Genomic DNA, 23,139 nt, shown 5'->3' on the forward strand with positions numbered 1-23,139 from the left:
GCGAGGTCGTCGATGCTGGCGAGCGCGTCCTCCGCCGCGCGCCGCTGAGCGTCTGTCAGAGTGATGTTCCTCGCGCTGGCCAGAAACTTGCGGGCCGCTACCTGATCGCCGGAGCGGATGGCGAGTTCGGCACGGTAGGCCAGCGCCTCGAGGAGCTCGACCGGTCCCGCCGCGCCCCGATTGCGCTCGAGGGCTGCATCGAGAATCCGTGCCGCCTGTCCGTGCTAGCCCAGTACCAAGCCAACGAACCGTGCAGCTTGAGGACCTGAAATGATTCAGCGCTGTGGGGTGCTCCACCGTCCCCCAGGAACTCCGCCTGCGCAGCCGGCGGAGCGGGAAAGACAACGTGGTCCCCGAGAACGAGACGAAGATTGTTCGAGCCTGCACCCACCACCGGTGTGTTTCCATTCACGGCCCGCTCAAGCAGAGTGTCGTAGTTAAACGTCAGAACGACTGCTTTCTCCGCGTCCCAGAGCGCGATGAGCTGTCTGAGCCAGAGGGGGCTCTCAAGCAGTGATGCTTGCTCGACATGCTCGTCGAGTACTGTGGCGATTTCAGCAATGACGCGCGTGGCATCTGCGGATCGGCGACTGTTGACGAATCCTTCGAGAAAGGGAAGCGGCGTGATCTGAAGTGTGAGCCAATCCTCGAAGCTTTGGTCATCGCGAAGATCGAAGTTCACCTCGCTGGCGAGGCGCTTTTTGAGCTCGAGCCCAAGGTGATTCGTCAAGGGCATTTCTGAGCTTATGGCCTTTGAGAAGCCTGCTCCGAGCACGTACACGGGGCGCGGCTGCGACGGGACGTCATTCATTCCCCCAATGTAGCGGTCGTATTGCACATCGGAGCGGGTTGCGAATGCTCCCTTTCGGGATGTGATCCCGGAGTTCTTTCACCCCACAGGGGAACGGTCCGACAGCTGCGAATGCTTTCACAAGATAAGTGCTGGGGTGACAGTGATGAACCGTTGATGGTCTCGCAACGGTTCATCTTGAGACGGGGGCAGTTAGAAGAATGGTCACGTCCCGCTGAGTGGTGGAGTTTCTCGACACCGTGCGGGTCAGTTGTATTAGTTTAGGCGGCGGCGAGTTCGGGGAGGATCACCGCCTCGTCGAGGATCTCGATCGGGTTGTTCATGGTGGCCAGCTCGAGCATGGATGCTTCGGAGAAGTATCGGCGTTCGCCGGCTTCCCACTCGTCGTGCTGCTCGATTGTCACTCTTCGATACCAACGCCAGACTTTTGGGAAACTCCCGTGAGTTCAGGAATTCTGAAGCCGGCTCAGGTGGCAACTCACGGGTCTAGGCTGGTTTCAGGGTGGCTGAGTATGTGAGCTTCTGGTGCAGGGTTGGCCTATTGGCCTATTGGCCTTTTGGGCGATGGTGCGGATGTTCATGATGTCGACGTTGGGGAGGTGCTTCTTGACCGAGGTTTCGGCGTTCGCGGCGATCTGGTTGGCTTCAGTGAGGGGAACGTTAGGTGTGTGGATGACGGCGTCGCCTTGGAGGCGGTGGCCGACCCAGCGGAGCCGGATTTCTGTGACCGCGGTGACCTGTTCGATGTGCTGGAGGGCGTGTTCGGCGCGGTCGAGGAGTTCGGGTTCGATGCCGTCCATGAGGCGGCGGCCGATGGAGCGGACAGTGCCCCAGAGCAGGACGATGATCGCGGCGGAGATGATCAGGCCGACGATCGGGTCGGCCAAGGGGAAGCCGAGCATGACGCCGAGCGCGCCGATCACCACGGCGAGTGAGGTGAAGCCGTCGGTGCGGGCGTGGACGCCGTCGGCGACGAGCGCTGCGGAGCCGATCTTCTGGCCGACCCGGATGCGATAGATGGCGACGGCTTCGTTGCCGATGAAGCCGATCACGCCGGCGGCGAGCACCCACCACAGGTTGTGCAGTGGTTGCGGGGTGATGATCCGCTCAATCGACTGCCAGGCGGCGACGATCGCGGAGAGGGCGACGACGGCGACGATGAAGAGGCCGGCGAGGTCCTCGGCGCGACCGAAGCCGAAGGTGTAGTGGCGGGTGGCCGCGCGGCGGCCGAGGATGAACGCGACCCACAGAGGGATCGCGGTGAGGGCGTCGGAGAAGTTGTGGATGGTGTCTGCCAGCAGTGCGACCGAGCCGCTGATCAGAACCACCAGGAGTTGCAGGAGCGTGGTGCCGAGGAGGATGAACATACTGATCTTCAGCGCCCGGACACCCTCCTTGCTGGCTTCCAGGGCATCATCGATCGAGTCGGCGGCGTCGTGGGTGTGCGGGACGAACAGGCCGTAGAAGAAGCCTCTGATCCCAGTCGGGTGGCTGTGCCCACCTTGTCCGTGGTCGTGATTCCCATGCGAGTGGTCGTGATCGTGGCTGTTCCCCGCAGCACCGTGCTCGTGCTCATTGTCCTGATGGCCGGCGGCGGCTGCCTCATTGTGCGGGTGATCGTGCGTGTGCGGGGGGTTCATGGCTATTCCGCCTCCTGCTCGTGGTGATGCCGCGGCGTGCCGCCGAGGGAGTGCTCGGCCTGGAAGATCGCGTCCGAGACCAGTTGCGAGGCGTGCTCGTTCTCCAGTCTGTAGAACACTCGCTGCCCCTCCTGCCGGGTCGCCACGATTCTCGCCAACCGCAGCTTCGCCAGATGCTGCGACACCGCCGCGGGAGACTTATCCACGACCTCGGCGAGCTGGTTCACCGACAACTCTGCCGACGCCCGCAGGGCAAGGATGATGCGGACCCGAGTCGCGTCGGCCAGCATCGCGAATACCTCGACGGCGAGTTCCACGAACTGGCTATCCGGATCAAACTCACATATCCGCTTACCTGCATTCATACGCAGATTATTGCACGTCTGAGACAAGCGGGCTAAGCAGTGCTACCGCACGTTCACCAACGCCGCACATCTTTCAGGAATCTTGCGAGTTCAGGAATCCCCACGAACGATCAGAACCAACGACCATTTGCGGGAACCCCGACGCACCTGCATCGCATGGGACTTCGATCAGACCCCGCGACCATGCTGAGCTCCAAGGGGTCCGCGGTGGAACTGGTCGGCTCAGTGAAGGCGAAGGTCTGGACCGGTTCTGGCAGCCACGGACCGACGTAACGCTCATGTCGCCGTCGCGCAGTGCCGAGCATGTTCAAGCAGACACGGCTGGCGACACGGGTCAACCAGGCTCGGGGCACCTCGATTGCGTCCCGTTCGGCTTGGCGCATCTTGTACCAACGAATGTATGTCTCCTGCACTGCGTCTTCGGCCTCAGGGATTGTGCCGAGCATTCGGTAGGCCAAAGACATGAGGTGACGTCGCTCACTCAACGCCTGGTCACTGTTCTCGTCGTAGGGCATCGCGAACCTCCTTCCACTTCTCAGACCATGCAGCTAGGCGATGTGTCAGATCGCGAGGCGATCAAGCCGCTTCTCGGTAGCGCAGATGGGCACGTTCTGCAAGCTCTTCCTCGCTCACGTAGGTGAGCATCTCCTTGCCCGGTGCGCACATCATGACCGCGAGGAACTTGGTGTAGCCATCGGCAAGGTTGTTGGCAGCCCGATAGTGGATGACATCGCCACCAGGCTCCCAGAACGCCTCTCCCGCGCGGATGACCCGCGCTGGTTCGCCGTCAAGCTCGAAGATGAGCTCGCCCTCGATGAGGTAGCCGAAGACCGGGCCGGAGTGTCGGTGGGGCGGAGAACCGACAGTGCCGGGCTCAAGCTCGATCGTCACGGTCATGACGTCGGGCCGATCAAGGTCGAGGCCGAGTTGAACATGGTCCAGTATCTGGAGGCCAGGGGGCAGCCTGGGCATAGTTTCTCCGTTGATAGGCAAGGCGATGAATGCCTCTACCGACTATGACCAGATACAAGGGTGAAATGTGAGGCCAAGAATCGCCCGGTCTCGGCTACGAGCGCTCTACCAGTGCAGATAGGAGAGAGGTGGCGGTGGCCCGGATTCGGGATGCGACCGCTTCCCTCGAGGAATTGGCGCGTGCCCGCTCGGGCGACAAGGTTGGGCCGCCTCCCTGGGGTGAGCGAATCAGAGCGCGCCGACGATTGGCGTCGTCACCGAACCGATCTTCTCGACCTCTATCGTGACGCTGTCCCCGGCGCTCAGGAAGATGGGGGGCATGCGAACATATCCCACTCCCTCCGGCGTGCCGGTGACGATGACGTCTCCGGGGTTTAGCGTCATTGTGCGGCTGATTAACGCGAGTACGTCACCGAGTTCGAAGATCATGTCGCGTGTGTTGCCGTCTTGCATGACAGCGCCGTTGACCAGCGTGCGAAGTTGGAGTCCGTCGCGGAGGTCGCCGACCTCGTCGGCTGTGACGAAATCGCCCATCGGGCCGGACAGATCGGAGTTCTTACCAAGTGTCCATTGGGCCGTGAGCTTCTGGGCTCGGCGGGCAGATAGATCATTGAATGGGGCATACCCGAGCACCGCTGCACGTGCACTTTCCGCATCCGCGCGAAAGATTGGAGACCCCACGACCGCGGCGATTTCTCCCTCCCAGTCGAGACCAGCTTCGTCGATGGGCACGGGGACGGCGACTCCGTCGGTAACCAGGGAGGCTGTCCAGCGGCCGAAGATCGTGGGGTAGTCGAGAGGGGCAAACTTGCCTTCGTCAGAGTGGGCGCGGTAGTTCAGGCCGAGACAGATTATGCGAGCCGAGTCGGGCACGGGATGGCTGAGCTTGGCGCCTTGTGCCGGGATGCGTTCAGCCGTTCCCGCCGATGCGAATGCCGCTCTAGGGTCGCTCCAGAACTCGACGACTTCGCGAAGCAACACGAGGTCATCACCGTCGCGAGCGGCCACGTAACGTCGTGAACCTCTGAAAACACCTACTAGCCGCATGGGCCTCCTTATTGTTGCCGGGCGTTTTGAACGCTCGCGTGGCGTCAGACTATGGCGAAAATCTAAACATCGCAATGTTTAGAAGTATTGCTAGTGAAAGGTGGGCCACCAGTGTTAGCATCCGATTCATGATCATCGAAGCTCCCGCAACTCGTGCACAGCTTCTCGCCGCAACTATCGAGCGGCATGTGGCGGAGAATTCACTGGGCTCTGGGGATGCCGTGGGGACGATCGAAGGGTGGCGCGCGCGGTCCGGATATGCGCGAGCGACGGTGGGTGAGGCGATTAGAGTTCTCGTCGACCGCGGAGCGATCGAGGTTCGCCCGGGACGAGGAGGAGGCATTTTCGTGGCGGGCACCGGTCCGGTTGTCCGCCTGCGGCACACGCTTCTGTCTGTTCATGGGGAAACTGCGACGTTGGCCGATGCGATCACAATTAGGGAGGCGCTCGAACCGCTCATCGTGGCGGACGCGACTAGGACACGCACCGCGGCCCAGCTGCGTTCACTTCGTCGATCACTTGCTACGGTCTCCTCTGCAATGGATGACCATGACTCGTTTATTCGTGCAATCTGGGGGCTCCATCAGGAGATCGCGCTCATCACGCCGAATGAAATGCTGCGCGCGATGTACCTCGCCATGATGCAGGTCATCGATGAGCACGCCGATAGCGCCAGAAGTGATCGCGATGAGGGATCGGTGGAATATCGCTTGCACCGCTATGAGATCCACGCCGAGCTTGTTCAGGCGATCGAGAGCGGAGACGGGGCCAGGGTCGCGTCCGTAGTTCACCACCATCGAGGCGATACCCCATGAGAGATGCGCACCTCGACGGCACGCTCGTGGTCGTCCTCAGCCGTGTATTCGCTGGTTCCCACGCCGCAAGGATGCTGGGCGCCGGCTCCCGTCGGGCCGAGCCGTTGTGAGGATCCATTTCGATAGGACGAACAGCTCGCCCCAGAACGCTGCCGTCGCGACGCATGCGCTCCCCGCAGATCGACTTGGCTCGGCACGGATCTGCCTTGCGCGGCACCGGACGACCTGGTTCCCACTGTCGAAGCGGTCCTCCAGTAGACGTTGCCCGAGCGCAGCCGGGTAGCGTTCTTCCGGATCGCCTCTTCTCTTTTCGAATCCTCCAGACGAAGGAATCCCGATGACACTCGCAGTGAGTAACTGGCCAGGCGGAGCATCCAGTGCTCTGGTCGTTAACGTGATGTACGAGCAGTGGGATCCTGGTGTGGCGCCTGGCCTTGGGCCGATGGGCAATCCGCTTCCCACTGGATCCTTCGATTACCAGGCTAAAAGTTGGGCTGACTACGGTTGGAAGACTGGCGTCTGGAGAGTTCTGGAGATGCTCGAGCAGGAACGTGTTCCGGCCTCGTTCTATGTGAGTGGGATCCTGGCAGAGACGGCGCCGGAGTCGCTCGCCGCCATTGGCGACGCCGGTCACGAAATTGTGGGTCACGCTTGGGCACAGAATCGAATCCCGACCCTCATGGCGCGCGAGGAAGAGCAGGCTGATATCGTCCGTTGTGCTGAGGCGCTGCGGACCGCCAGTGGGCAGGCGCCGCGGGGGTGGGTTAGCCCGAGGTGTACACCGAGCGACAGCACGGCCGAACTCTTGGCCGGAGCGGGATTCGAGTGGTTTGGGGACGTGTTTGACGCCGACTTACCGTACTGGCTCGACACAGACGCGGGGCGGATCGCGGCGTTACCATTCGGCCTAGAGGTGAATGACCTGCCGATGACCGTGCGTTATGGGCAACCGACAAGGGAATTGGTCAACTCGTTCGAGTTCCAGGCATCCGGCCAGGTCGGGCAACGCCGCTTTGGATACATCGACGTTACGCTCCACGCGCACGTCGGATGTCGTCCGGCCGGTCTGCTGGCGCTGTCGGAGATCATTGCCTCCGCGAGGAAGCTGGGAATGTGGATCTCTACCAGGGGAGACATCGTCGATCAGTTCGCTGGTGCTGAGTGAGTTTTAGCTCGCTAGCCCCGGCACAAAACCCAACCGCAACGACAACTCGTGAGCGGCCTGCGAGACCGCCGTGCCGATTTCCTCCACCGACATCTGCACGAGGCGGTCCATCGGGCAGGACAACGTGATCGAGCCGGCGCAACGGCCGCCGGCGTCGAAGAAGGGGGCGGAGATGCCGGCACCGTTCGGTACCCAGCGACCCGGGCTGTAGGTGTAGCCGAGCTCCCGATCGATTTTGAGCTGCGCACGTATCTCGTCGGCTGAGGTGAAACTCGATTGCGTACTGATTATGAACGGCTGGTCGAGTATCGGCACGAGTTCCTCCTCGGTCAATCCGGAGAGAATGGCCGCGCCGGCGGCGCCACTCACAAGAGGAAACTGTTTGCCCATCTCAATGACGTACCGGATTCGATGTTCACAGTCGATTTTGCTGCGGAAGATCAGGCCGTCGTCGAGTCGAGTAGCGACATAGCAGGTTTCGTTGAACCGGTGAACGAGGCCCTTAAGGAAGGGCCGGGCGGCCTTGGTGACTGAGTCGCGCTCGGCGAGAGAGGCTACGAGGGAGAATAGGCGCGGTCCGGCAACGTAGACACCGCGATCGTGCTGTTGCTCGACGTAGCCGATCTCCTCAAGGTGAGTGAGGATGCGGCTAACTGCGCTCCTGTCGATGCCCGTGCGCCTCGCGGCATCCCTTACGCCGACCCCGTCGACATGGGCGGCCACGAGCTCAAGAAGAGTGGTCGCGCGTGACAGTATTCCAGTTTTGGAAGAGCTGCTCGTGTCGTCTAGATCGTCCATGGTTGTGCTCCATCGGAATAGAGGAGTCTCGCGCTGCCGTGTGTTCCACGATCGAGGCCTCCCCGCCGCCCCCTATACCGGGCCGCATTTGGTCATGCTACGGGATCGATTCGCGATTGCTTGACACATCGCTCTCGGCGGTTCACAATGATGAGACAGTGTCTTGCTGAATGAGACGATATAGACCAGCTGGGCGGTTTCGCAACGAAACCCGCCCGAGGTCGTGACGACAAGGCGGTCATCATGGCATCACTGACAGGTGGGCAGTACCTCGCGCGAACGCTCGACGCTTATGGCGTGTCGGCGGTGTTTCTCGTTCCTACAACCCTGAGCGCAATGCTGGTTGACATGGAACGTGAGACGTCCATTACCAGGGTCGTTACCCACGGGGAGAAAGCCGCTGCGTACATGGCCGACGGTTATGCGCGAGCCACAGGTCGACCCGGTGTGTGCATGGCCCAGAACATCGGAGCGGCCAACCTTGCGGCGGGGCTGCGTGACGCCTACCTCGGTTGTTCGCCGGTCGTCGCGTTGACCGGCGGTCCTTACGAGTGGAGCCGAGGGCGCAACTACTACCAGGAGATCGAGGACTTTCCGCTCTTCAAGCCAGTGACAAAGTCGAGCAGGCAGGTGATGGATGCCTCCCGTTTGCCGGATCAACTCGACCAGGCATTTCGGGATGCCACCGTCGGCAAGCCAGGCCCCACTCATCTTGAACTCGCGGGTCACACCGGGGACATCATCGAAAACGAGACCCTGATCGCGACAGTGCCGCAACCGCAAATACGCCAGACGCCCGCGAACCGGATCGCCCCGCACCCGCAGGCGATCTCGGATGCCGCGACGGCTCTTCGATCGGCATCCCGCCCTGTCATCGTCTCCGGTGGTGGTGTTCGGGTCTCGGGAGCGGGCGAACTCGTTGTTGCCCTCGCCGAGCGACTCGGCGCCCCGATCGCGACATCACTCAATGGCAAAGACACCGTTCCCGCCGATCATCCATTGGCGATAGGAATCCCGGGCCTGTACACGCGAGCGAGCGCCAACCAGGTGGTTCTTGAGGCCGACCTCGTCTTTTATGTGGGTAGCCAGACGGGGAGTCAATTGACGCTGACGTGGCAAGTACCGCCAACATCGACTCGCGTAGTTCACCTTGATATCGAGCCTCGGGAGATTGGTCGGCACTACCCGAACTCGATAGGTGTTGTAGCGGATGCGAGACTCGGGTTGGCTGCGCTTCTCGACGCCCTCGGTCCCGTTGATAGCAGTCGTATCACTCCCTGGCGCGAGCGGGCCCGTGAACTCGGCTCGCGATGGAGCGCCGAGGTGAGTCCCCTCGTGAACTCGGAGGCTTCTCCTCTCCGGCCCGAACGGTTGACCAGCGACCTCTCTCGACTCCTGCCGGACAATGCATTGGTCGTCGCCGATACTGGTCACGCGGGCATGTGGACGGCGGCATTCCTCGACCTCAGCAAGCCCGATCAAGGTTTCATCCGCGCGGCCGGTTCGCTGGGGTGGGGCTTGCCCGCCGGAATCGGTGCCCAGATCGCGCGTCCGGATGCGCAGGTTGTCGTCTTCACGGGAGACGGAGGTCTCTACTACCACCTGAGCGAGCTCGAGAGCGCTGCCCGGTTGAACGTTCCGCTCACGATCGTCGTCAACAACAACCGGTCGCTCAACCAGGAGATCAACCCGTACACCGTCGCCTACGGAGGAAAGCTCACCGGGCGCCACCACGAACTCTGGCACTTCACCGACATCAATCTCGCTGCCCTGGCCGAGTCGCTCGGCGTGACAGGCATCCGGGTGACGAAGCCGTCAATGCTCGAGTCCGCATTGGCGCGGGCGGTGGAAATCAACGGGCCCGTACTCATCGACGTGACGAGCGATATCGAAGCTGTTGCCCCCAAAGGCATGGCTACCCCAGCGGACGACGCAGCGCGATCAGCGCATAAATAAAGAGGACAGAAAGACATCCATGAATCTCAATAACCTTACGGTTCGCTCCTATCTGGAGAGCGCGGTCGAGCGAAACGCGAGCGCACCCTTCCTGTTCTGGGAAGACGAACAACAGAGCTACGAGTACTTCAACTCACGGGTGGACCAGGCCGCCCAATTCTGGTTCAACATGGGCGTTCGCAAGGGAGACCGCGTCGCATTCATGGCCGATAACAGTCCGGCCTTCCTGCACGCGTGGTTGGGGCTCGCCAAGATCGGTGCGGTGCTCGTCGCGATCAACACCGGATTCAAATATGCAGAGGCGAAGTACCTCGTCGAACACTCCGAAGCGCGCTTTGCCCTCGTCGATCCGGCACACGCCGAGCTGTTCCGGCGTATCGAGGCCGACGTGCCGTCGCTGCACGCGACTCTCTCGCTTGGCGAGGCAGACGGGCTGGACAACTTCATCCTCGAATCCGATCGGTTCTCCGGCGCCGCCCCTTCGGTGAACGTGTCGGGTGATGACCTCATCAGCCTCATCTACACGTCGGGAACCACTGGAAAGCCCAAGGGCGTGATGCAGCCGCACCGAAACTACGTTCTCACCGGGCAGGCTTATCCGCACTGGATGAAGATGCAAAAGGGTGACCGCATCTACGCGTGTCTTCCCCTGTTCCACATCAACTCACAGGCCTATTCGACAATGGGTGCGATCGGTGCGGAGGGTGCTCTCGTACTCGCCCCCCGATTCAGCGCGAGCCGGTTCTGGCCCGATGTGCGCAAGCACGAAGTAACCGTCTTCAACTTCATCGGTGCGATGACCGTGATCCTCTCGAAGAGCACACCCAGCCCCGAAGATCGCGACCACAAGGTGCGAGTCGCCTATGGTGTTCCGGCGCTTCCACACGACGTCCGCACGACCATCGAAGACCGGTTCGGACTCGCTTGCATCTCAGGCTTTGGCATGAGCGAGACCACGTTCGGCCTATTGGAGCCGGTGGATGCTGAGCGCAAGCCCGGCTCGATGGGCATCCCTCGATCACACCCCGACCCTTCCGTGGCGCCAACCGAGGTCAAAATCGTCAATGAGAACGGCGAAGAGGTGCCGAGGGGTGAATCGGGCGAGCTCATCATCAGGACCCCCGCCATGATGCTCGGCTACTTCCGTGAGCCGGAGAAGTCGGCAGAAGCGCTTCGTGACGGCTGGCTCTACACGGGCGACAGTGCGCGGCAAGACGAAGATGGCTGGTTCTATTTCAACGACCGTAAGAAGGACATCGTTCGGCGCCGCGGAGAGAACGTGTCTTCGCTCGAAGTGGAGATCGTCATCAACCAACACTCCGACGTGCAGGAATCGGCCGTGATCGGGGTTCCTTCAGATCTCACCGATGAAGAACTGTGCGCTTTCGTTGTCGTCAGGCCGAACCACGAGGTGGATCCCGCGGACATCATCGACTGGTGTGCGACCAACCTCGCGGCATTCAAAGTGCCACGGTATATCGAAATCGTCGCTGCGTTGCCTAAGACTCCCACGGCAAAAATCGAGAAGCACCGACTCCGGTCTCGAGACTACGCCGCAGGCATCCGCTTTGACGGAGGGGTGCGGTCAACCAAGATCGCTTCCGCCCACTAAATCCTCCAGTAACAACATTTTCCAAGCTATGACCGAAAAGAGAGAACTATGACTCATGCTGCTCCTACCGTCGAGACCGTCCGTGCCCTTAGCAAGACCTACTCCAACTGGGGGCGGTGGGGTACCGAAGACCAGATTGGGACGCTCAATTTCGTCAATCCTGAGCGAGTAGCTGCTGCTGCCGCCTGCATCCGTTCAGGCAAACGCATCTCCATGGCACTGCCGATGGACTCGACAGGCCCCCAAGTTTCCGGCGGGTTCGGTGGACGATTCAACCCGATCCACCTCATGTTCCGCGACGGCGGAGACATCGCGATGGGAACAGTCGTTGACGAGTTCTACCAGGGAAACGATCGGCACCTCCGTGGCACCGATGACCTCATCATCATGGCGTTGCAATCGTCGACCCAGTGGGATGCGCTCGCGCACATCTTCTTCGACGGGCACATGTACAACGGATTTACCCCGGATGCCGTGACCAGCAAGGGCGCCAAGGTTGGTGCAGTAGGGGTCGCTGCAGGCCAGATGGCAGGCCGCGGCGTGCTCCTGGACATCGCGCGGCTCAAGGGAGTCGCTGCGCTGGCGCCGGGATACGCGATCACGGCCGACGACCTCGAGGCTGCAGAAAAAGCGCAGGGCGTCACGGTCGGCCCAGGCGATTTCCTCATGGTGCGTACCGGGATGGTCGGCGAGCGCAAGGGGAACTGGGGAGACTATGCGGGCGGCCACGCTCCGGGGCTCGGTCTCGAGGCTGTGCCATTCATCCACGGCCGGGAGATTGCAGGGCTCGCGGTTGATACCTGGGGCATGGAGGTGCTGCCCAACCAGACCGCAGACGTATTCCAGCCGCTGCATTGTGTCTTCATCGTGGCGATGGGGCTCTGGATTGGTGAGATCTTCGACTTCGAAGCCCTCGCGGACGACTGTGCCGAAGACGGACAGTACGATTTCTTCTTCTGTGCACCTCCTATGACCTTCACGCGCGCTGTCGGTTCGCCGGTCAACCCCATGGCCATCAAGTGAGCGAGTCTCGCTACTCCATCGCCGTTTTGCCGGGAGACGGTATCGGTCACGAAGTTATGAGCCCGGCAATCGAGGTCGTCGACCTCGTAGCCGAAGGGCTGGGTTTCTCGATGTCGTGGGAAGAGTATCCGTGGAGCTGCGCCTATTACCACGAGCACGGCTCGATGATGCCGGCGGATGGAATCGATACGCTCCGCAAGCACGACGCGATTCTGCTCGGTGCAGTCGGAGACCCCTCGCTCCCCGACCACCTGTCGTTGTGGGGACTCCTCATTCCGATCAGGAGGGCCTTCAACCAGTACATCAATCTGCGCCCGGCGGTCCTTCTCCCCGGGATCGCGAGCCCCCTCCGCGATACCTCGCGAGGTATCGACATCCTGGTGGTTCGAGAGAACAGTGAAGGGGAATACTCGGAGGTCGGCGGTCGGGTGAACCCTGGAACTGAGCACGAGCTTGCGGTCCAGGAAGCAATCTTCTCTCGACGTGGGACAACGCGAGTGATCGAGTATGCAGTCGCGCTTGCCACAGAGCGAAAGAAGGAAGTGGTGTCGGCGACGAAGTCGAACGGCATAATCCACTCGATGACGTTCTGGGACGAGGTATTTGGTGACGTCATGGCTAAGCACCCGGACGTCTCAGGTCGGCTCATGCACGTTGACGCGCTCGCGGCGAGGTTTGTGAGCCATCCGCACGAACTCGACGTGGTCGTCGGATCTAACCTCTTCGGGGACATCCTCACCGATATTGGGGCGGCGATCGTGGGCAGCATGGGGATGGCGCCGTCCGCGAACCTCAACCCGGAGGGCGAGTTTCCCTCGATGTTCGAGCCCGTGCATGGCTCCGCTCCCGACATCGCCGGGCGGGGGATTGCCAACCCAATCGGTCAGATCTGGTCGGCGGCCATGATGCTCGATCATCTCGGTGAACGCGAGGCGCACGATCTCATCATGAGGAGTATTCGCTCGGTGCTCGCAGACTCCGATGTGCGCACGCCAGACCTCGGCGGCACCGCCACCACCACAGAGATGACAGCGGCAGTGCTGGCGTCAGTGAGAGCGCATCGCACGCAGGAACGCTCATGACCGGCTCTCGTCCAGCGCTGATCGCCCGCGGGGAGGAAGCCCTCTTCTATGAGCGACTTCGCCAGCACGAACTCGTCTATCAGTACTGCCAATCGTGCAGCGGGACAATCTTCTACCTTCGTACTCGATGCGTCCACTGCGGTAGCGAAAACCTCGAGCTGAGGCAATCTGCCGGGGTGGGAACCGTCTACTCATACACGACGCAATATCGTGCGGCGAACCCGCACTTTTCGGAGTCGGTGCCATACACGCTCGCACTCGTCGATCTGGACGAGGGGTTTCGAGTTCTGGGCGACCTGGAGTGCGAACCATCCGAGGCGCACGTCGGGATGCCGGTGGACCTTACCTTCAACGACATCGACGAGGATCTCACCCTCATGCGCTTCACCCTGCGCACGGCCGACACCAGTCAGGAGCTGACATGACCATCAGCGGACGAGTCGCCATCGTTGGCGCAGCGCAGGTCGATACTTTCAAGACAGCGAACCGTTCGCCCGTCGGGCTCATGAGCGTTGCTGTACACAAGGCGCTTGCCGACGCCGGTCTATCCCTGAGCGATGTGGACGGCCTCTTTACGTCGTCGTCCTACTACGCCATGCCTACGCTCACTCTGGGGGAGTACCTCGGCATCAAACCGCGTTACTTCGATTCGACGTCCGTCGGTGGATGCTCTTTCATCTCGCACCTCGCCCATGCGGCGGCGGCGATCGAGGCGGGGTTGTGCTCGGTGGCAGTCATCGCCTACGGCAGCACCCAACGCAGCGACGCGGGGAAGCTCGTGAGCATGGCAGAGCAGTCTGCCTACGAACTGCCCTACGGTCTGCTGCACCCGATCGGGGCGTTCGGCATGGTTGCCCAGCGTCACATGGCGCAGTACGGGACGACCAGTGAACAGCTCGCGGAGCTTGCAGTAGCCGCACGCGAGTGGTCACTTCTCGTGGATGACGCGCCGTTTTCGACGCCGCTTACGGTCGAAGAAGTCGTCTCATCCCGGGTAATCGCGAGTCCGTTGCATAAACTCGACTGCTGTCTAGTGACCGACGGCGGCGGCGCCATCATCATCATTTCGGCCGAGCGAGCCCGAGACCTGCGCCACGACCCGGTCTACCTTATGGGCGCGGGTGAAGCACAGAACCATCGAAACTTCTCACAGATGCCTGATCTGACGTCGACTGAGGCCGCGCGGAGCTCAGATCGTGCGCTGCAGATGGCCGGGGTTCGCCTCGACCAAATCGACACCGTGCATGTGTACGACGCGTTCACTATCAGTCTGCTCGTGCTCCTTGAGGATCTGGGCTTCTGTAAGAAGGGTGAGGGCGGAGCCTTTGTTAGCGAGGGGCGGGTCGCGCCAGGCGGAAGTATCGCCCTGAATACGAATGGCGGGGGACTCGCTTACACGCACCCGGGAATGCTGTCGATGTTCCTGATTATCGAGGCAGTTCAACAGCTGAGAGGAACCGCCGGCCGCCGGCAGATACCCGACGCTCGCCTCTCGATGGTCCACGGAATGGGCATGACGTTGGCGGCTCATGCCACGGCCGTGCTCTCTAACGAAACGGAGTCTTAAATGGCAACAGTCACAGCAAAGACGGCTACACCGATGCAGGTCTGCGATCGGCTGACGATCACGGTTCTCGTCGACAACTACATCGACATGCTCATGCAGAACTCCCCGACGGTCAAACGTCAGGGCATGCTCGAGCATTTCCTTCCCCGCCGAGGAACTCCCCTTGCCGAGAACGGAATCTCCTTCCTCCTCAAGGCGGAGACGGCCGGTCGCACCACGACGATCCTGTTCGATGCCGGAATGAGTGGGATACCCATCATCCACAACGCGCGAGTGCTGGGAATCGATTGGGATGAGATCGACCAAGTTGTCTTGAGCCACGGGCATCCTGACCACTTTGGAGGCATCTATGCCGCGCTCGAGGCCATAGGCAGGCGCGTCCCTGTGGTGGTGCACCCGTCAGCGTTCTACCCGCGTTCGATTCGTCGCCCGGAGGCCATGCTGCAGTACTTCAACAGGGGTCTCACGCAGGCCAAACTCGTTGAGGCGGGTGCGGCACTCGTCGAAGTGTGCGAGCCGCTTGAGATCGCGCCCGGCATCATGACGAGCGGGGAGATCCCCATCAGTGTGGACTTCGAGCACGAAGTTCCCGCCGGGCGGGTGTCGATCCGCGACGGTCACGTGGACCACGACCCGCTCGATGACTACCTCACTCTTGTAATCAACGTCGCGGGTGTCGGACTCGTTGTCCTCGACCCATGCGGGCACTCAGGAGTGTTGAGCTCCCTGGATCACGCGGTGTCCGTCAGCGGCGTCGACACAATTCACGCAGTCTTCGGTGGTTTCCATCTCGGGCACGCCGGAATTACCCAGCAGAAGATCGATAGCACCGTCGCTGGGCTCATCGACCGCGACGTGCAGCTGGTAGCACCCATGCACTGCAGCGGGTTTCGCACGCAACGGGCCGTCGCAGAACGGATGCCGGAGGCTTTCGCTCTCATGACAGCAGGAGCGGAGGTCACTATTGCTGCGAATTCCGGGGTGAGTTCGTCCAGTTCCCCCAACTAGGAGAGGAAAGAAGCCAAAAAAATAAACAATGTCTGGTCGATGGGTTCGGCAGGTGCGAGATTGGCCTACAGCTGAGTACCACCTACCTCGAAACTCAGCGATGAGTTTCGAAACCAAGATACACAGCGCAACTTTTGCATCACATGAATTGCAACGAACCAAAGGAGATTCGAGCATGAAGAGTCAGTTGAAAATTGCAGCAGCAATCGCAGCGGTAGGAGTTCTCGCACTGAGCGGGTGTACTACTGCCGCGGAGGACGGTGCATCGGATGGTGGCGACGAACGCTACTCGATCACGATGGCTATGGCATCGACGGACACCTACACCGCTGAGTGGTGGGGATGGCTTGCCGCCCAGAACCTGGGCTACTACGACGAACTGGGACTCGACGTTGAATTCGTTGCTGCAGGTGGGTCCGGGGCAGCTATGGAGCAACTCATCGCCGGAAATGCAGACGCGGGCAACCCGTCGGCTCCCGCGTTCGGTGAGGCCGCACTAGTCGGCATGGATGTGGTGAACATGTTCACCTACTCCAGCGGTGCCATCTTCGGCATCTTCGTTCCTGAAGGGGGCGGAATCACCGATATCGAGGGTCTGCGTGGAAAGAACATCGGTATCTCCGAGCCTGGCGGTGGAGAAGTCGCGTTCCTCGAAGCGGCGCTTCGCGATGTTGGCATCGACCCCATCACAGACGTTCAGCTCATCCCCATCGGCTCTGGTGGTCCGGAGACTCTTGCCGCTCTCGATAGCGGATCGGTAGATGCCTACGCCACGGCGTACAACGACATCTTCGCGCTTCAGACCGCTGGATACAACCTCACTGATCTGACGCCTGCGATCTACAACACGTTCCCGGCTCGAGGAATCATCACCACTCAGGCGGTGCTTGATGAAAAGCCCGAAGCGATGAAGGAGTTCGCCCGCGGCACCGCAATGGGAATCTTCTTCTGTCTGGAGAACCCGGATGCCTGCCGCGACATGATGAAGACCGCGATTCCCTCCGCTTTCGAAGAGAACGCCGATGGTATTTCACAGGGTGACCTGCGCTTCGACCTCTCGCTTAAGCAGGTTCTACCGGCAGACATCAATGCCATCGGTGCACACGATGTTGAGGGCACGCAGGAGTTCCTCGACCTCATCCGCTCTACATCACCCGACTACATCGAAGTCGAAGCTGCTTCTGTGCTCAACGACGACTTCATCGAGTATGCGAACGAGTTCGACAGGGACCGACTCTCTGCAGACGCTGAAGCATACGAGATGGTCAACGAATAGACCGTTTCTAACGAGAAGAACTGAGAAACAACACGATGACGATCACTACACAAACCTCACCCCTTGTGAAAGCCGAAGGCATAACCAAGATCTTCGGAACGGGTGATAAGGAAATGGTCGCCTTGAGTGGATTGAACCTCGAGGTCAAGGAGGGAGAGTTCCTCTCCCTCCTTGGCCCGAGCGGCTGCGGCAAGTCAACTGCCTTGAACATCATGGGTGGACTGCTGAGAGCAACCGAGGGCACAATCACTTTTGGCGGCGAGCCGATGACTGAACCGAGACGTCAGATAGGAATGATGTTTCAGCAGGCGGTGATGTTCCCTTGGCGCACAACCCTTGAGAACGTACTGCTCCCCGTCGAAATCTTCGGCGAATCGAAGAAGGAGTTCAAGCCCAAGGCGCAAGAGTTGCTCTCCATGGTGGGCATTTCCGAGTTCGAGAACTCCTATCCGTGGCAGCTTTCCGGAGGCATGCAGCAGCGTGCGGCGCTCGCTCGCGTGCTACTTCACGACCCCAAACTGCTGCTGTTGGATGAGCCTTTTGGGGCGCTGGACGAGTTCACCCGCGAGACGATGAACCAGGAGTTGCTGCGGCTTCAGAACTACGCCAACAGCACAGCCGTGCTCGTAACCCACAACATTACCGAGGCGGTTTTCATGTCTGACCGTATTGCGGTCATGAGTGCTCGGCCGGGAAGGCTCGTCGGAATCCTCGAGGTTCCGTTCGACCGCCCACGCCGGCCCGAGCTCCAGACCACGAACGACTTTATCAAGCTCGTTGCAGAAGCACGCAGCATGCTGGAGTTGCAATGACGCTGATCGCTTCACCGCCGCCGGGCGCGAAGGCGACCCGCAACCATCCTAAGAAAGAGTCTTTGTTCCAACGGATCCGCAACGGTTCGGCCTGGATCACGATCCTCACCATTGTCGTCATTGTGGTGCTCTGGCAGATCATTCCGCAGACCGGCCTGATTAACCGCGTGCTGTTTCCCACCTTCACCGACACTGTTGCGGCGTTCGTTCAGCTTCTCGGCAGTAGTTACTGGTGGGGTGACCTGACCAAGACCATGTCAGCGGTGGGTATCGCCTGGGTGATCGGGGTCGCATTCGGATTCGCCATGGGTGTCGCTCTCGGCACCAGCCCATTCGTGCGAACGGCCATCACACCGTACGCGATCGCCGTGCAGGCGCTGCCGAAGGTGGTCCTCGCCCCGCTGCTCATCGGATGGTTGGGATTCGGGTCAGAGAGCAAGATCGCGCTCGCGGTGATCATCTGCTTCTTCCCGGTTTGGATCGACACTATGGTCGGCCTCTCGTTGCCGTCGGCGAATGAGTTCAAACTCTTGCAGTCGCTCAAGGCGAGTAAGAGGCAGGTGTTTCTTAAGTTGCAGCTGCCCACCGCGATCCCTCTGATCATGGTGGGTGTTAAGCACGCGCTGCTTCTTGCCTTCACGGGTGTGATCGTGGCCGAGATTCTGGCCGCATCCGATGGCGGACTCGGCACGCTTGCAAAAGAGTTTGCCTCTCAGCTGAACATGGGCATGACCTATGCCGTCGTCTTCGTTGTCGTCATCATCGCTGTCACCTTGGTGTCGATCGCCGATGTCGTCGAGCGTCGCGTCGTGTTCTGGTCTGAAGAATCTCGAGCGAGGAAAAGATGACGCGCACGGAAGGGATCGCGCAGGTCGCGATCAGCAATACTCCCAAGGCGAGGCGGAAGAAAGCAGCTCCGTACCTGCTCACTATCGCTCTCGCTCCCTTCATCCTGTTTGTCTGGTGGCTCTCGACCGACGTACTCAAAGCAGTGCCGCCGATTTTGCTGCCGACCCCGGGTTCGGTGATCGAGGCCTTCCCGCGTGTGGTCGGGGCAGCCGGTTTTGGTGACCAGGTATTGCGGACGCTCACTGAGATCGCGGGTGGGTTCGCGCTGGGCGGTGCGATCGGCTTCCTTCTCGGCATATTGCTCAGTACCTCGAGTCGTCTCCGATCGGCCTACCTGCCGTTCTTGTCGGCGCTCGAGGCGATCCCGACTGTCATCTTGGCGCCCATCATCATCGCCTGGATCGGGTTCGGTATCGAGGGCAAGATCCTGCAGGCAGCCATCGCGTGCTTCTACGCGGTCTTCATCACGACGCTGTCCGGGTTGGGACTCGCGGAACCCAACGCGATCAACCTTATGCGTTCCCTGAGGGCGAGTCGCTGGCAGATCATGTTCAAGGTGAAGGTTCCGATCGCTCTTCCCGTCATCTTCGGCGGACTCCAGCTCGGCGCGACAACGGCGATCATTGGTGCGATCGTGTCTGAGTTCATTGGAGCGACAGGCGGTCTGGGCTATCTGATGCTGCGATATCGCTCGAGTTTCAACACGCCGTCGTACTGGGTGATTATCTTCATTTTCCTTGCGATCGGACTCGTTGTGTACCTCACGATCTGGTGGCTAGAGAAGAAGTTCGTTTTCTGGCGAAGTGCATCGATCAATCGACCCGATTTGGAGAAACAATGACCATCGACATTCACGCCCACACTGTGCCAGAGGGGTTCATCGAGGAGCTGCAGCGTCAGGTTCCCAGCGTGGCCCCCAAGATCGTTAGCCGCGATGATGCCTGGTGGTTTGAGTACCCGGACGGCCGTATCAGCGGCCCGATCGCGGCAGGTATGTTCGATATTGAAGTGCGGCTGGCCGATATGGATGCCACCGGAGTAGACATGCAAGCGCTCAGTGTGCCACCGCCTCACTTCAATTATGGGCTCGAGGGCGAAGCATCCGCGATCGCCGCCCGTCTGCACAACGAGGCCATGATTGCGATGGCGCGGGAGCACCCCGACCGCTTCGTCGTTCTCGGCCACCTGCCCATGCAAAGCGAGGAATTTGCTCTGGCGGAACTTGCACGCCTCGTTGAAGTGCCCGAGGTCGTCGGTCTCGAGTTGGGGACCAACGTGGCGGGCGTGAACCTGGGCGAGTCGCAACACGACACCGTCTGGGCGGCGGCCAACAGTGCAGGTATGGCGGTGGTTCTACACCCGGGAGCCGACATCGCTGGCGGTGACAGGATGCAGAAACATTACATCCACAACTTCGTCGGCAATCCCACGGACTCGACGGTCGCTGCAGCGTCGTTGATCTTCCAAGGTGTGCTCTCTCGAAACGAGGAACTCCGCTTCGCCCTCCTGCACGGTGGCGGATTCCTGCCTTACCAGATTGGGCGATTCGATCACGGCTGGAAGGTTCGACCGGAGTCGCGCACTCATATCAGCACGGCGCCGTCGACTTTCCTCGATCGGTTCTGGTTTGACACTCTCACACACGATCCACTCTCGCTGAGGTTCCTGCATGACCGGGTAGGAGATGACAGGCTGTGCCTGGGATCCGACTATCCGTTCGATATGGCAGATACCGATCCAGTCGGCTCGGTCCGGGCTGCACTCGCAGATCGTCCCACCGCAATTACGCGAGCTCTCGAAGGCAACTCGCGCGAGTTGCTGACTCGACGTCCGGCGTAGTTTTCACGACCCCGAGCGGCGGGTCCGGAGTGTGCGGGTAACGCACATCCCGGACCCTCCGCCGGCTTGTGTCGAGTCCGGAAAGGAGATCGAGGTGGCAGTCGAGTTCGTCCTGGTCTCCCTCGCCGTGCTGGTGGGCGCCGCCGCCCAGCGGGTCTCGGGTATGGGCTTCTCCTTGGTTGTCGCCCCGGCCCTAGTCATCCTGCTCGGCCCGTTTGACGGGGTGCTGATCGTCAACATCTGCGGTGCAGCTTCCGCGGCCATCGTGATGGGCCGCACCTGGCGTTACATCGACTGGAAGCAATACCTCCTCCTCGCGGTACCAGCCGGGCTCGCGATCCTTCCTGGGGCGTTCGTCACCATGTGGCTCGGCGGCTTCGTGCTCCAGATTCTCGTAGGTGCCACGCTTCTGGTTGCACTCACCATCTCACTGCTTGCTCGACGAGTAAGTCGTGTCGCTCCACAAGTTCCTGCGGGCATCGTCTCCGGTCTCGCCTCGGGATTCATGAGCGCTACAGCGGGCCTCGGGGGACCCGGAGCGAGCGTGTACCGGGTGCTGACGGGCTGGGAGCAAAGGAGCTTTGCGGCCACCGTTCAGCCGTTCTTCCTGACGCTGGGTGTGTTGTCGTTCGTCACCAAGATCTTTGCGGCGGGTCAGGGGCCGCCCCAGTATGAGCTGTGGTTCTGGATACTCATGATCGTGTGCACGGTGTGCGGACTAGCCCTGGGTGAACTGCTCGCACTGCGGGTCAGCGTAACGGCGGCGCGTCATGCCGTCACCGTCATCTCCTACGCGGGCGGTGTCGCCGCACTCATGTTTGGGATTGCCCGACTGTAGATGGAACGCCCGATTGCGTCAATCGTCAAGGCCGTCCGGTTGTAGCGCTCAGCATGGCGGTGTTGGTTGCGGTGATGACCCGGCCCAATACAGCTCTGATGGGCCTGAGCAGTTGGGGGTGTCCGTCTCCGAAGCGATGGGTGGCGCGACAGCAACGTGTAGTGTGAACGATTCTTCGCGTTTCATGGGTCCTTCAATATGTCCTGGCCCTCAGACGCGGGTCGAGTTGTCCAAGGGGTCCGGGTCATGGAGACAACGAAGATCCCCGTTTCATCGAAACGGGGCAAAACGAGAATTGTTACAGAGAGGAGTCTTCAGATGAAAGCGATCGTGGTTACGGATCGAGCCGCGGGAACGGCGGGGATGACACTGGCAGAGCGGCCCGAGCCCGACGTGGCGCGGCTCGCCAGTGAGGGCGCGAACTGACCGCGCCCACAGCTTCCGCGTAGGCCTCGAATGCTCCCGGAGGAAGCTCCGAGAAGCCGGACATCCAGTCCGTCTCGTGATTTGGGCCGGCGATGAAGCCGTCGAGCGACATGGTGAAGTGAAGCATCACCCGGCCGGCACCGGGTTCTGTGGCGGTGACGCCGGCTGGGCGGTCTCCCTTGGTTGTGCTCATGGCTATCTCTTTCCCGTCTTGGCAAAGCGTGAACGCGCGTTCATGAACACTAGTTCATGGTAGTTTTGTCGTCAACCCTCTGGAGGTCGACACCCTTGGCGCGCGCTGCACGAGACACTGACGAAGTACGCAACGAAGTACGCAACGAACTACGCGAGAAACTGCTGACGCACGCACGCAGCATCGTGGCGCGAGAGGGAACGAAGGGCCTGACGATGCGGGCACTCGCGAGAGAAGCCGGAACAGCTGTCGGGCTCTCGTACAAGGCATTCACCTCGCGGGACGAGTTGCTGTGGGAGTTGGCCTGGGGCTCGCTCCGGGAGCTCATTGCACAGATCGATGACTGGTCCGAACGCACCGGCGGCGATCTGGCCACGAGGATCATGGAATTCGCCACTCTTCATTTCGACTCTTTGGCACCCGACCTCGTCGACCAGGTGAGCCGGGGTCCTCGTGGCGACGAGTTCCTCCGCGCGGCGGCTGCAGCGGGTGCCACTCGCTCGTGGGCGGCCGTCATGACCGCTTTCCTCGAGTCTCGACAACGAACCGGCGAGATCCGCGAAGACGCTGATACGCAGGCCTTTGGCTTCGTCCTGACCGCCGCAATTCACCACGTGCTGATCACTGAGCCCCCGTTGCCCGTCCCGGATCATCAGACCCTCGCCCGACACATCGCGGGCGTCGCGGCCCTGCTCACAAGCAGACCGTGAAGAGCGAAACGCATCCTCAATGCCAACTCAACTCAAGGAGGCGAGCACCTAATTCAGGGCCTCTGTCGCCGACGGATGCGTGTAGATCGAGTCCCGCAGCGCCGAGGCGCCGCTTTGCCATGATCACAGCTCCCAATTCTCAGCCGCAATCGATCATGCAGGCCGCCGCAGGATTGGAATAAAATCCGTCGGCGCAGCTGCTGGGCTTCGACAAGACTAGGGGTTCAGTTGCATGACGATTGCAGCCTGCAAGGCGCTGAGCCGGCGGCAGGGCAAAGTCTCTCCGGGTGAAGCGCGTCCGGTACGGCTGGCTGTACCAGTGCGTTGGTACAGAT

General features: G+C 61.0%; 25 protein-coding genes and 1 pseudogene. 18 read left to right on the top strand and 8 right to left on the bottom strand.

Annotated features, from left to right (window positions below; genetic code table 11):
* Both K323_RS30315 and K323_RS29950 read left to right on the top strand, forming a co-directional pair.
* Positions 1 to 269 (top strand): hypothetical protein (locus tag K323_RS30315; protein ID WP_211219897.1); only part of this gene is annotated, 269 nt, incomplete at its 5' end.
* 251 nt (positions 270 to 520) lie between these two features.
* Complete coding sequence (locus K323_RS29950; protein WP_157509549.1) at positions 521 to 742, top strand: hypothetical protein; 222 nt, start codon at positions 521 to 523, stop codon at positions 740 to 742.
* Positions 743 to 1,071: 329 nt separating this feature from the next.
* On the opposite strand, the pseudogene K323_RS29955 reads toward K323_RS29950, so the two are convergent.
* The 6 genes and pseudogenes from K323_RS29955 to K323_RS0122175 all read right to left on the bottom strand — a co-directional run.
* A pseudogene (locus K323_RS29955) lies at positions 1,072 to 1,215 on the bottom strand (IS256 family transposase); the annotation flags it as partial.
* Positions 1,216 to 1,308: 93 nt separating this feature from the next.
* Positions 1,309 to 2,451, bottom strand: coding sequence for a cation diffusion facilitator family transporter (locus tag K323_RS28050; RefSeq protein WP_022887449.1), 1,143 nt, complete (start codon positions 2,449 to 2,451; stop codon positions 1,309 to 1,311).
* Between the two features lie 2 nt (positions 2,452 to 2,453).
* Entirely contained in the window at positions 2,454 to 2,816 is a 363-nt protein-coding gene (locus tag K323_RS0122160; RefSeq protein WP_022887450.1) for an ArsR/SmtB family transcription factor, read from the bottom strand.
* 110 nt (positions 2,817 to 2,926) lie between these two features.
* Positions 2,927 to 3,331, bottom strand: a complete 405-nt coding sequence (locus K323_RS28055; RefSeq protein WP_022887451.1) for a sigma factor — start codon at positions 3,329 to 3,331, stop codon at positions 2,927 to 2,929.
* 61 nt (positions 3,332 to 3,392) lie between these two features.
* The gene (locus K323_RS0122170; RefSeq protein WP_022887452.1) at positions 3,393 to 3,788 is read right to left on the bottom strand and encodes a cupin domain-containing protein; all 396 of its coding nucleotides are present in this window, start codon (positions 3,786 to 3,788) and stop codon (positions 3,393 to 3,395) included.
* Positions 3,789 to 4,016: 228 nt separating this feature from the next.
* Complete coding sequence (locus K323_RS0122175; RefSeq protein ID WP_245571044.1) at positions 4,017 to 4,796, bottom strand: fumarylacetoacetate hydrolase family protein; 780 nt, start codon at positions 4,794 to 4,796, stop codon at positions 4,017 to 4,019.
* 167 nt (positions 4,797 to 4,963) lie between these two features.
* On the opposite strand from K323_RS0122175, the gene K323_RS0122180 reads away from it, so the two are divergent.
* Together K323_RS0122180 and K323_RS0122185 are read left to right on the top strand one after the other, a co-directional pair.
* The gene (locus tag K323_RS0122180) at positions 4,964 to 5,650 is read left to right on the top strand and encodes a FadR/GntR family transcriptional regulator (RefSeq protein WP_022887454.1); all 687 of its coding nucleotides are present in this window, start codon (positions 4,964 to 4,966) and stop codon (positions 5,648 to 5,650) included.
* A 337-nt stretch (positions 5,651 to 5,987) separates the two neighbouring features.
* The gene (locus K323_RS0122185) at positions 5,988 to 6,815 is read left to right on the top strand and encodes a polysaccharide deacetylase family protein (RefSeq protein WP_022887455.1); all 828 of its coding nucleotides are present in this window, start codon (positions 5,988 to 5,990) and stop codon (positions 6,813 to 6,815) included.
* A gap of 3 nt (positions 6,816 to 6,818) precedes the next feature.
* Here the strand turns inward: K323_RS0122185 and K323_RS0122190 are convergent, their stop codons facing one another.
* The gene (locus K323_RS0122190) at positions 6,819 to 7,613 is read right to left on the bottom strand and encodes an IclR family transcriptional regulator (protein WP_022887456.1); all 795 of its coding nucleotides are present in this window, start codon (positions 7,611 to 7,613) and stop codon (positions 6,819 to 6,821) included.
* Between the two features lie 243 nt (positions 7,614 to 7,856).
* Here K323_RS0122190 and K323_RS28060 point away from each other — a divergent pair, with 243 nt between their 5' ends.
* From K323_RS28060 to K323_RS0122255, 13 genes are all read left to right on the top strand, one after another.
* Positions 7,857 to 9,569: a thiamine pyrophosphate-binding protein gene (locus K323_RS28060; RefSeq protein WP_022887457.1), complete on the top strand. Its 1,713-nt coding sequence runs from the start codon at positions 7,857 to 7,859 to the stop codon at positions 9,567 to 9,569.
* Between the two features lie 19 nt (positions 9,570 to 9,588).
* Entirely contained in the window at positions 9,589 to 11,181 is a 1,593-nt protein-coding gene (locus tag K323_RS28065; protein WP_022887458.1) for an AMP-binding protein, read from the top strand.
* A 48-nt stretch (positions 11,182 to 11,229) separates the two neighbouring features.
* Entirely contained in the window at positions 11,230 to 12,204 is a 975-nt protein-coding gene (locus K323_RS0122205) for a cyclase family protein (protein WP_022887459.1), read from the top strand.
* Positions 12,201 to 13,286, top strand: a complete 1,086-nt coding sequence (locus tag K323_RS0122210; RefSeq protein ID WP_022887460.1) for a tartrate dehydrogenase — start codon at positions 12,201 to 12,203, stop codon at positions 13,284 to 13,286. Before K323_RS0122205 ends, K323_RS0122210 begins: the two co-directional genes overlap by 4 nt.
* Positions 13,283 to 13,711, top strand: coding sequence for a Zn-ribbon domain-containing OB-fold protein (locus K323_RS0122215; protein ID WP_022887461.1), 429 nt, complete (start codon positions 13,283 to 13,285; stop codon positions 13,709 to 13,711). The genes K323_RS0122210 and K323_RS0122215 overlap by 4 nt, the downstream gene beginning before the upstream one ends.
* A complete protein-coding gene (locus K323_RS0122220; protein ID WP_022887462.1) occupies positions 13,708 to 14,853 on the top strand; it encodes an acetyl-CoA acetyltransferase in 1,146 nt (381 codons plus the stop codon). The genes K323_RS0122215 and K323_RS0122220 overlap by 4 nt, the downstream gene beginning before the upstream one ends.
* The gene (locus K323_RS0122225; RefSeq protein ID WP_022887463.1) at positions 14,854 to 15,861 is read left to right on the top strand and encodes an MBL fold metallo-hydrolase; all 1,008 of its coding nucleotides are present in this window, start codon (positions 14,854 to 14,856) and stop codon (positions 15,859 to 15,861) included.
* 175 nt (positions 15,862 to 16,036) lie between these two features.
* On the top strand, positions 16,037 to 17,137 hold the full coding sequence (locus K323_RS0122230) for an ABC transporter substrate-binding protein (RefSeq protein WP_022887464.1): 1,101 nt from the start codon (positions 16,037 to 16,039) through the stop codon (positions 17,135 to 17,137).
* Between the two features lie 35 nt (positions 17,138 to 17,172).
* Positions 17,173 to 17,949 carry an ABC transporter ATP-binding protein gene (locus tag K323_RS0122235; RefSeq protein WP_022887465.1) on the top strand — a complete coding sequence of 259 codons (777 nt, stop codon included), beginning with the start codon at positions 17,173 to 17,175 and terminating at the stop codon, positions 17,947 to 17,949.
* Positions 17,946 to 18,797, top strand: a complete 852-nt coding sequence (locus K323_RS0122240; RefSeq protein ID WP_022887466.1) for an ABC transporter permease — start codon at positions 17,946 to 17,948, stop codon at positions 18,795 to 18,797. Before K323_RS0122235 ends, K323_RS0122240 begins: the two co-directional genes overlap by 4 nt.
* On the top strand, positions 18,794 to 19,639 hold the full coding sequence (locus tag K323_RS0122245; RefSeq protein ID WP_022887467.1) for an ABC transporter permease: 846 nt from the start codon (positions 18,794 to 18,796) through the stop codon (positions 19,637 to 19,639). The genes K323_RS0122240 and K323_RS0122245 overlap by 4 nt, the downstream gene beginning before the upstream one ends.
* The gene (locus K323_RS0122250; protein ID WP_022887468.1) at positions 19,636 to 20,637 is read left to right on the top strand and encodes an amidohydrolase family protein; all 1,002 of its coding nucleotides are present in this window, start codon (positions 19,636 to 19,638) and stop codon (positions 20,635 to 20,637) included. The genes K323_RS0122245 and K323_RS0122250 overlap by 4 nt, the downstream gene beginning before the upstream one ends.
* Before the next feature lie 94 nt (positions 20,638 to 20,731).
* Complete coding sequence (locus K323_RS0122255; protein ID WP_022887469.1) at positions 20,732 to 21,475, top strand: sulfite exporter TauE/SafE family protein; 744 nt, start codon at positions 20,732 to 20,734, stop codon at positions 21,473 to 21,475.
* Between the two features lie 334 nt (positions 21,476 to 21,809).
* Here the strand turns inward: K323_RS0122255 and K323_RS0122260 are convergent, their stop codons facing one another.
* The gene (locus tag K323_RS0122260) at positions 21,810 to 22,094 is read right to left on the bottom strand and encodes a dihydrofolate reductase family protein (RefSeq protein ID WP_022887470.1); all 285 of its coding nucleotides are present in this window, start codon (positions 22,092 to 22,094) and stop codon (positions 21,810 to 21,812) included.
* A gap of 95 nt (positions 22,095 to 22,189) precedes the next feature.
* Here K323_RS0122260 and K323_RS28070 point away from each other — a divergent pair, with 95 nt between their 5' ends.
* On the top strand, positions 22,190 to 22,804 hold the full coding sequence (locus K323_RS28070) for a TetR/AcrR family transcriptional regulator (protein ID WP_022887471.1): 615 nt from the start codon (positions 22,190 to 22,192) through the stop codon (positions 22,802 to 22,804).
* The last annotated feature ends 335 nt before the right edge of the window (positions 22,805 to 23,139 follow it).

The sequence above is a fragment of the Glaciibacter superstes DSM 21135 genome (assembly GCF_000421145.1).
GTDB classification, from domain to species: domain Bacteria; phylum Actinomycetota; class Actinomycetes; order Actinomycetales; family Microbacteriaceae; genus Cryobacterium; species Cryobacterium superstes.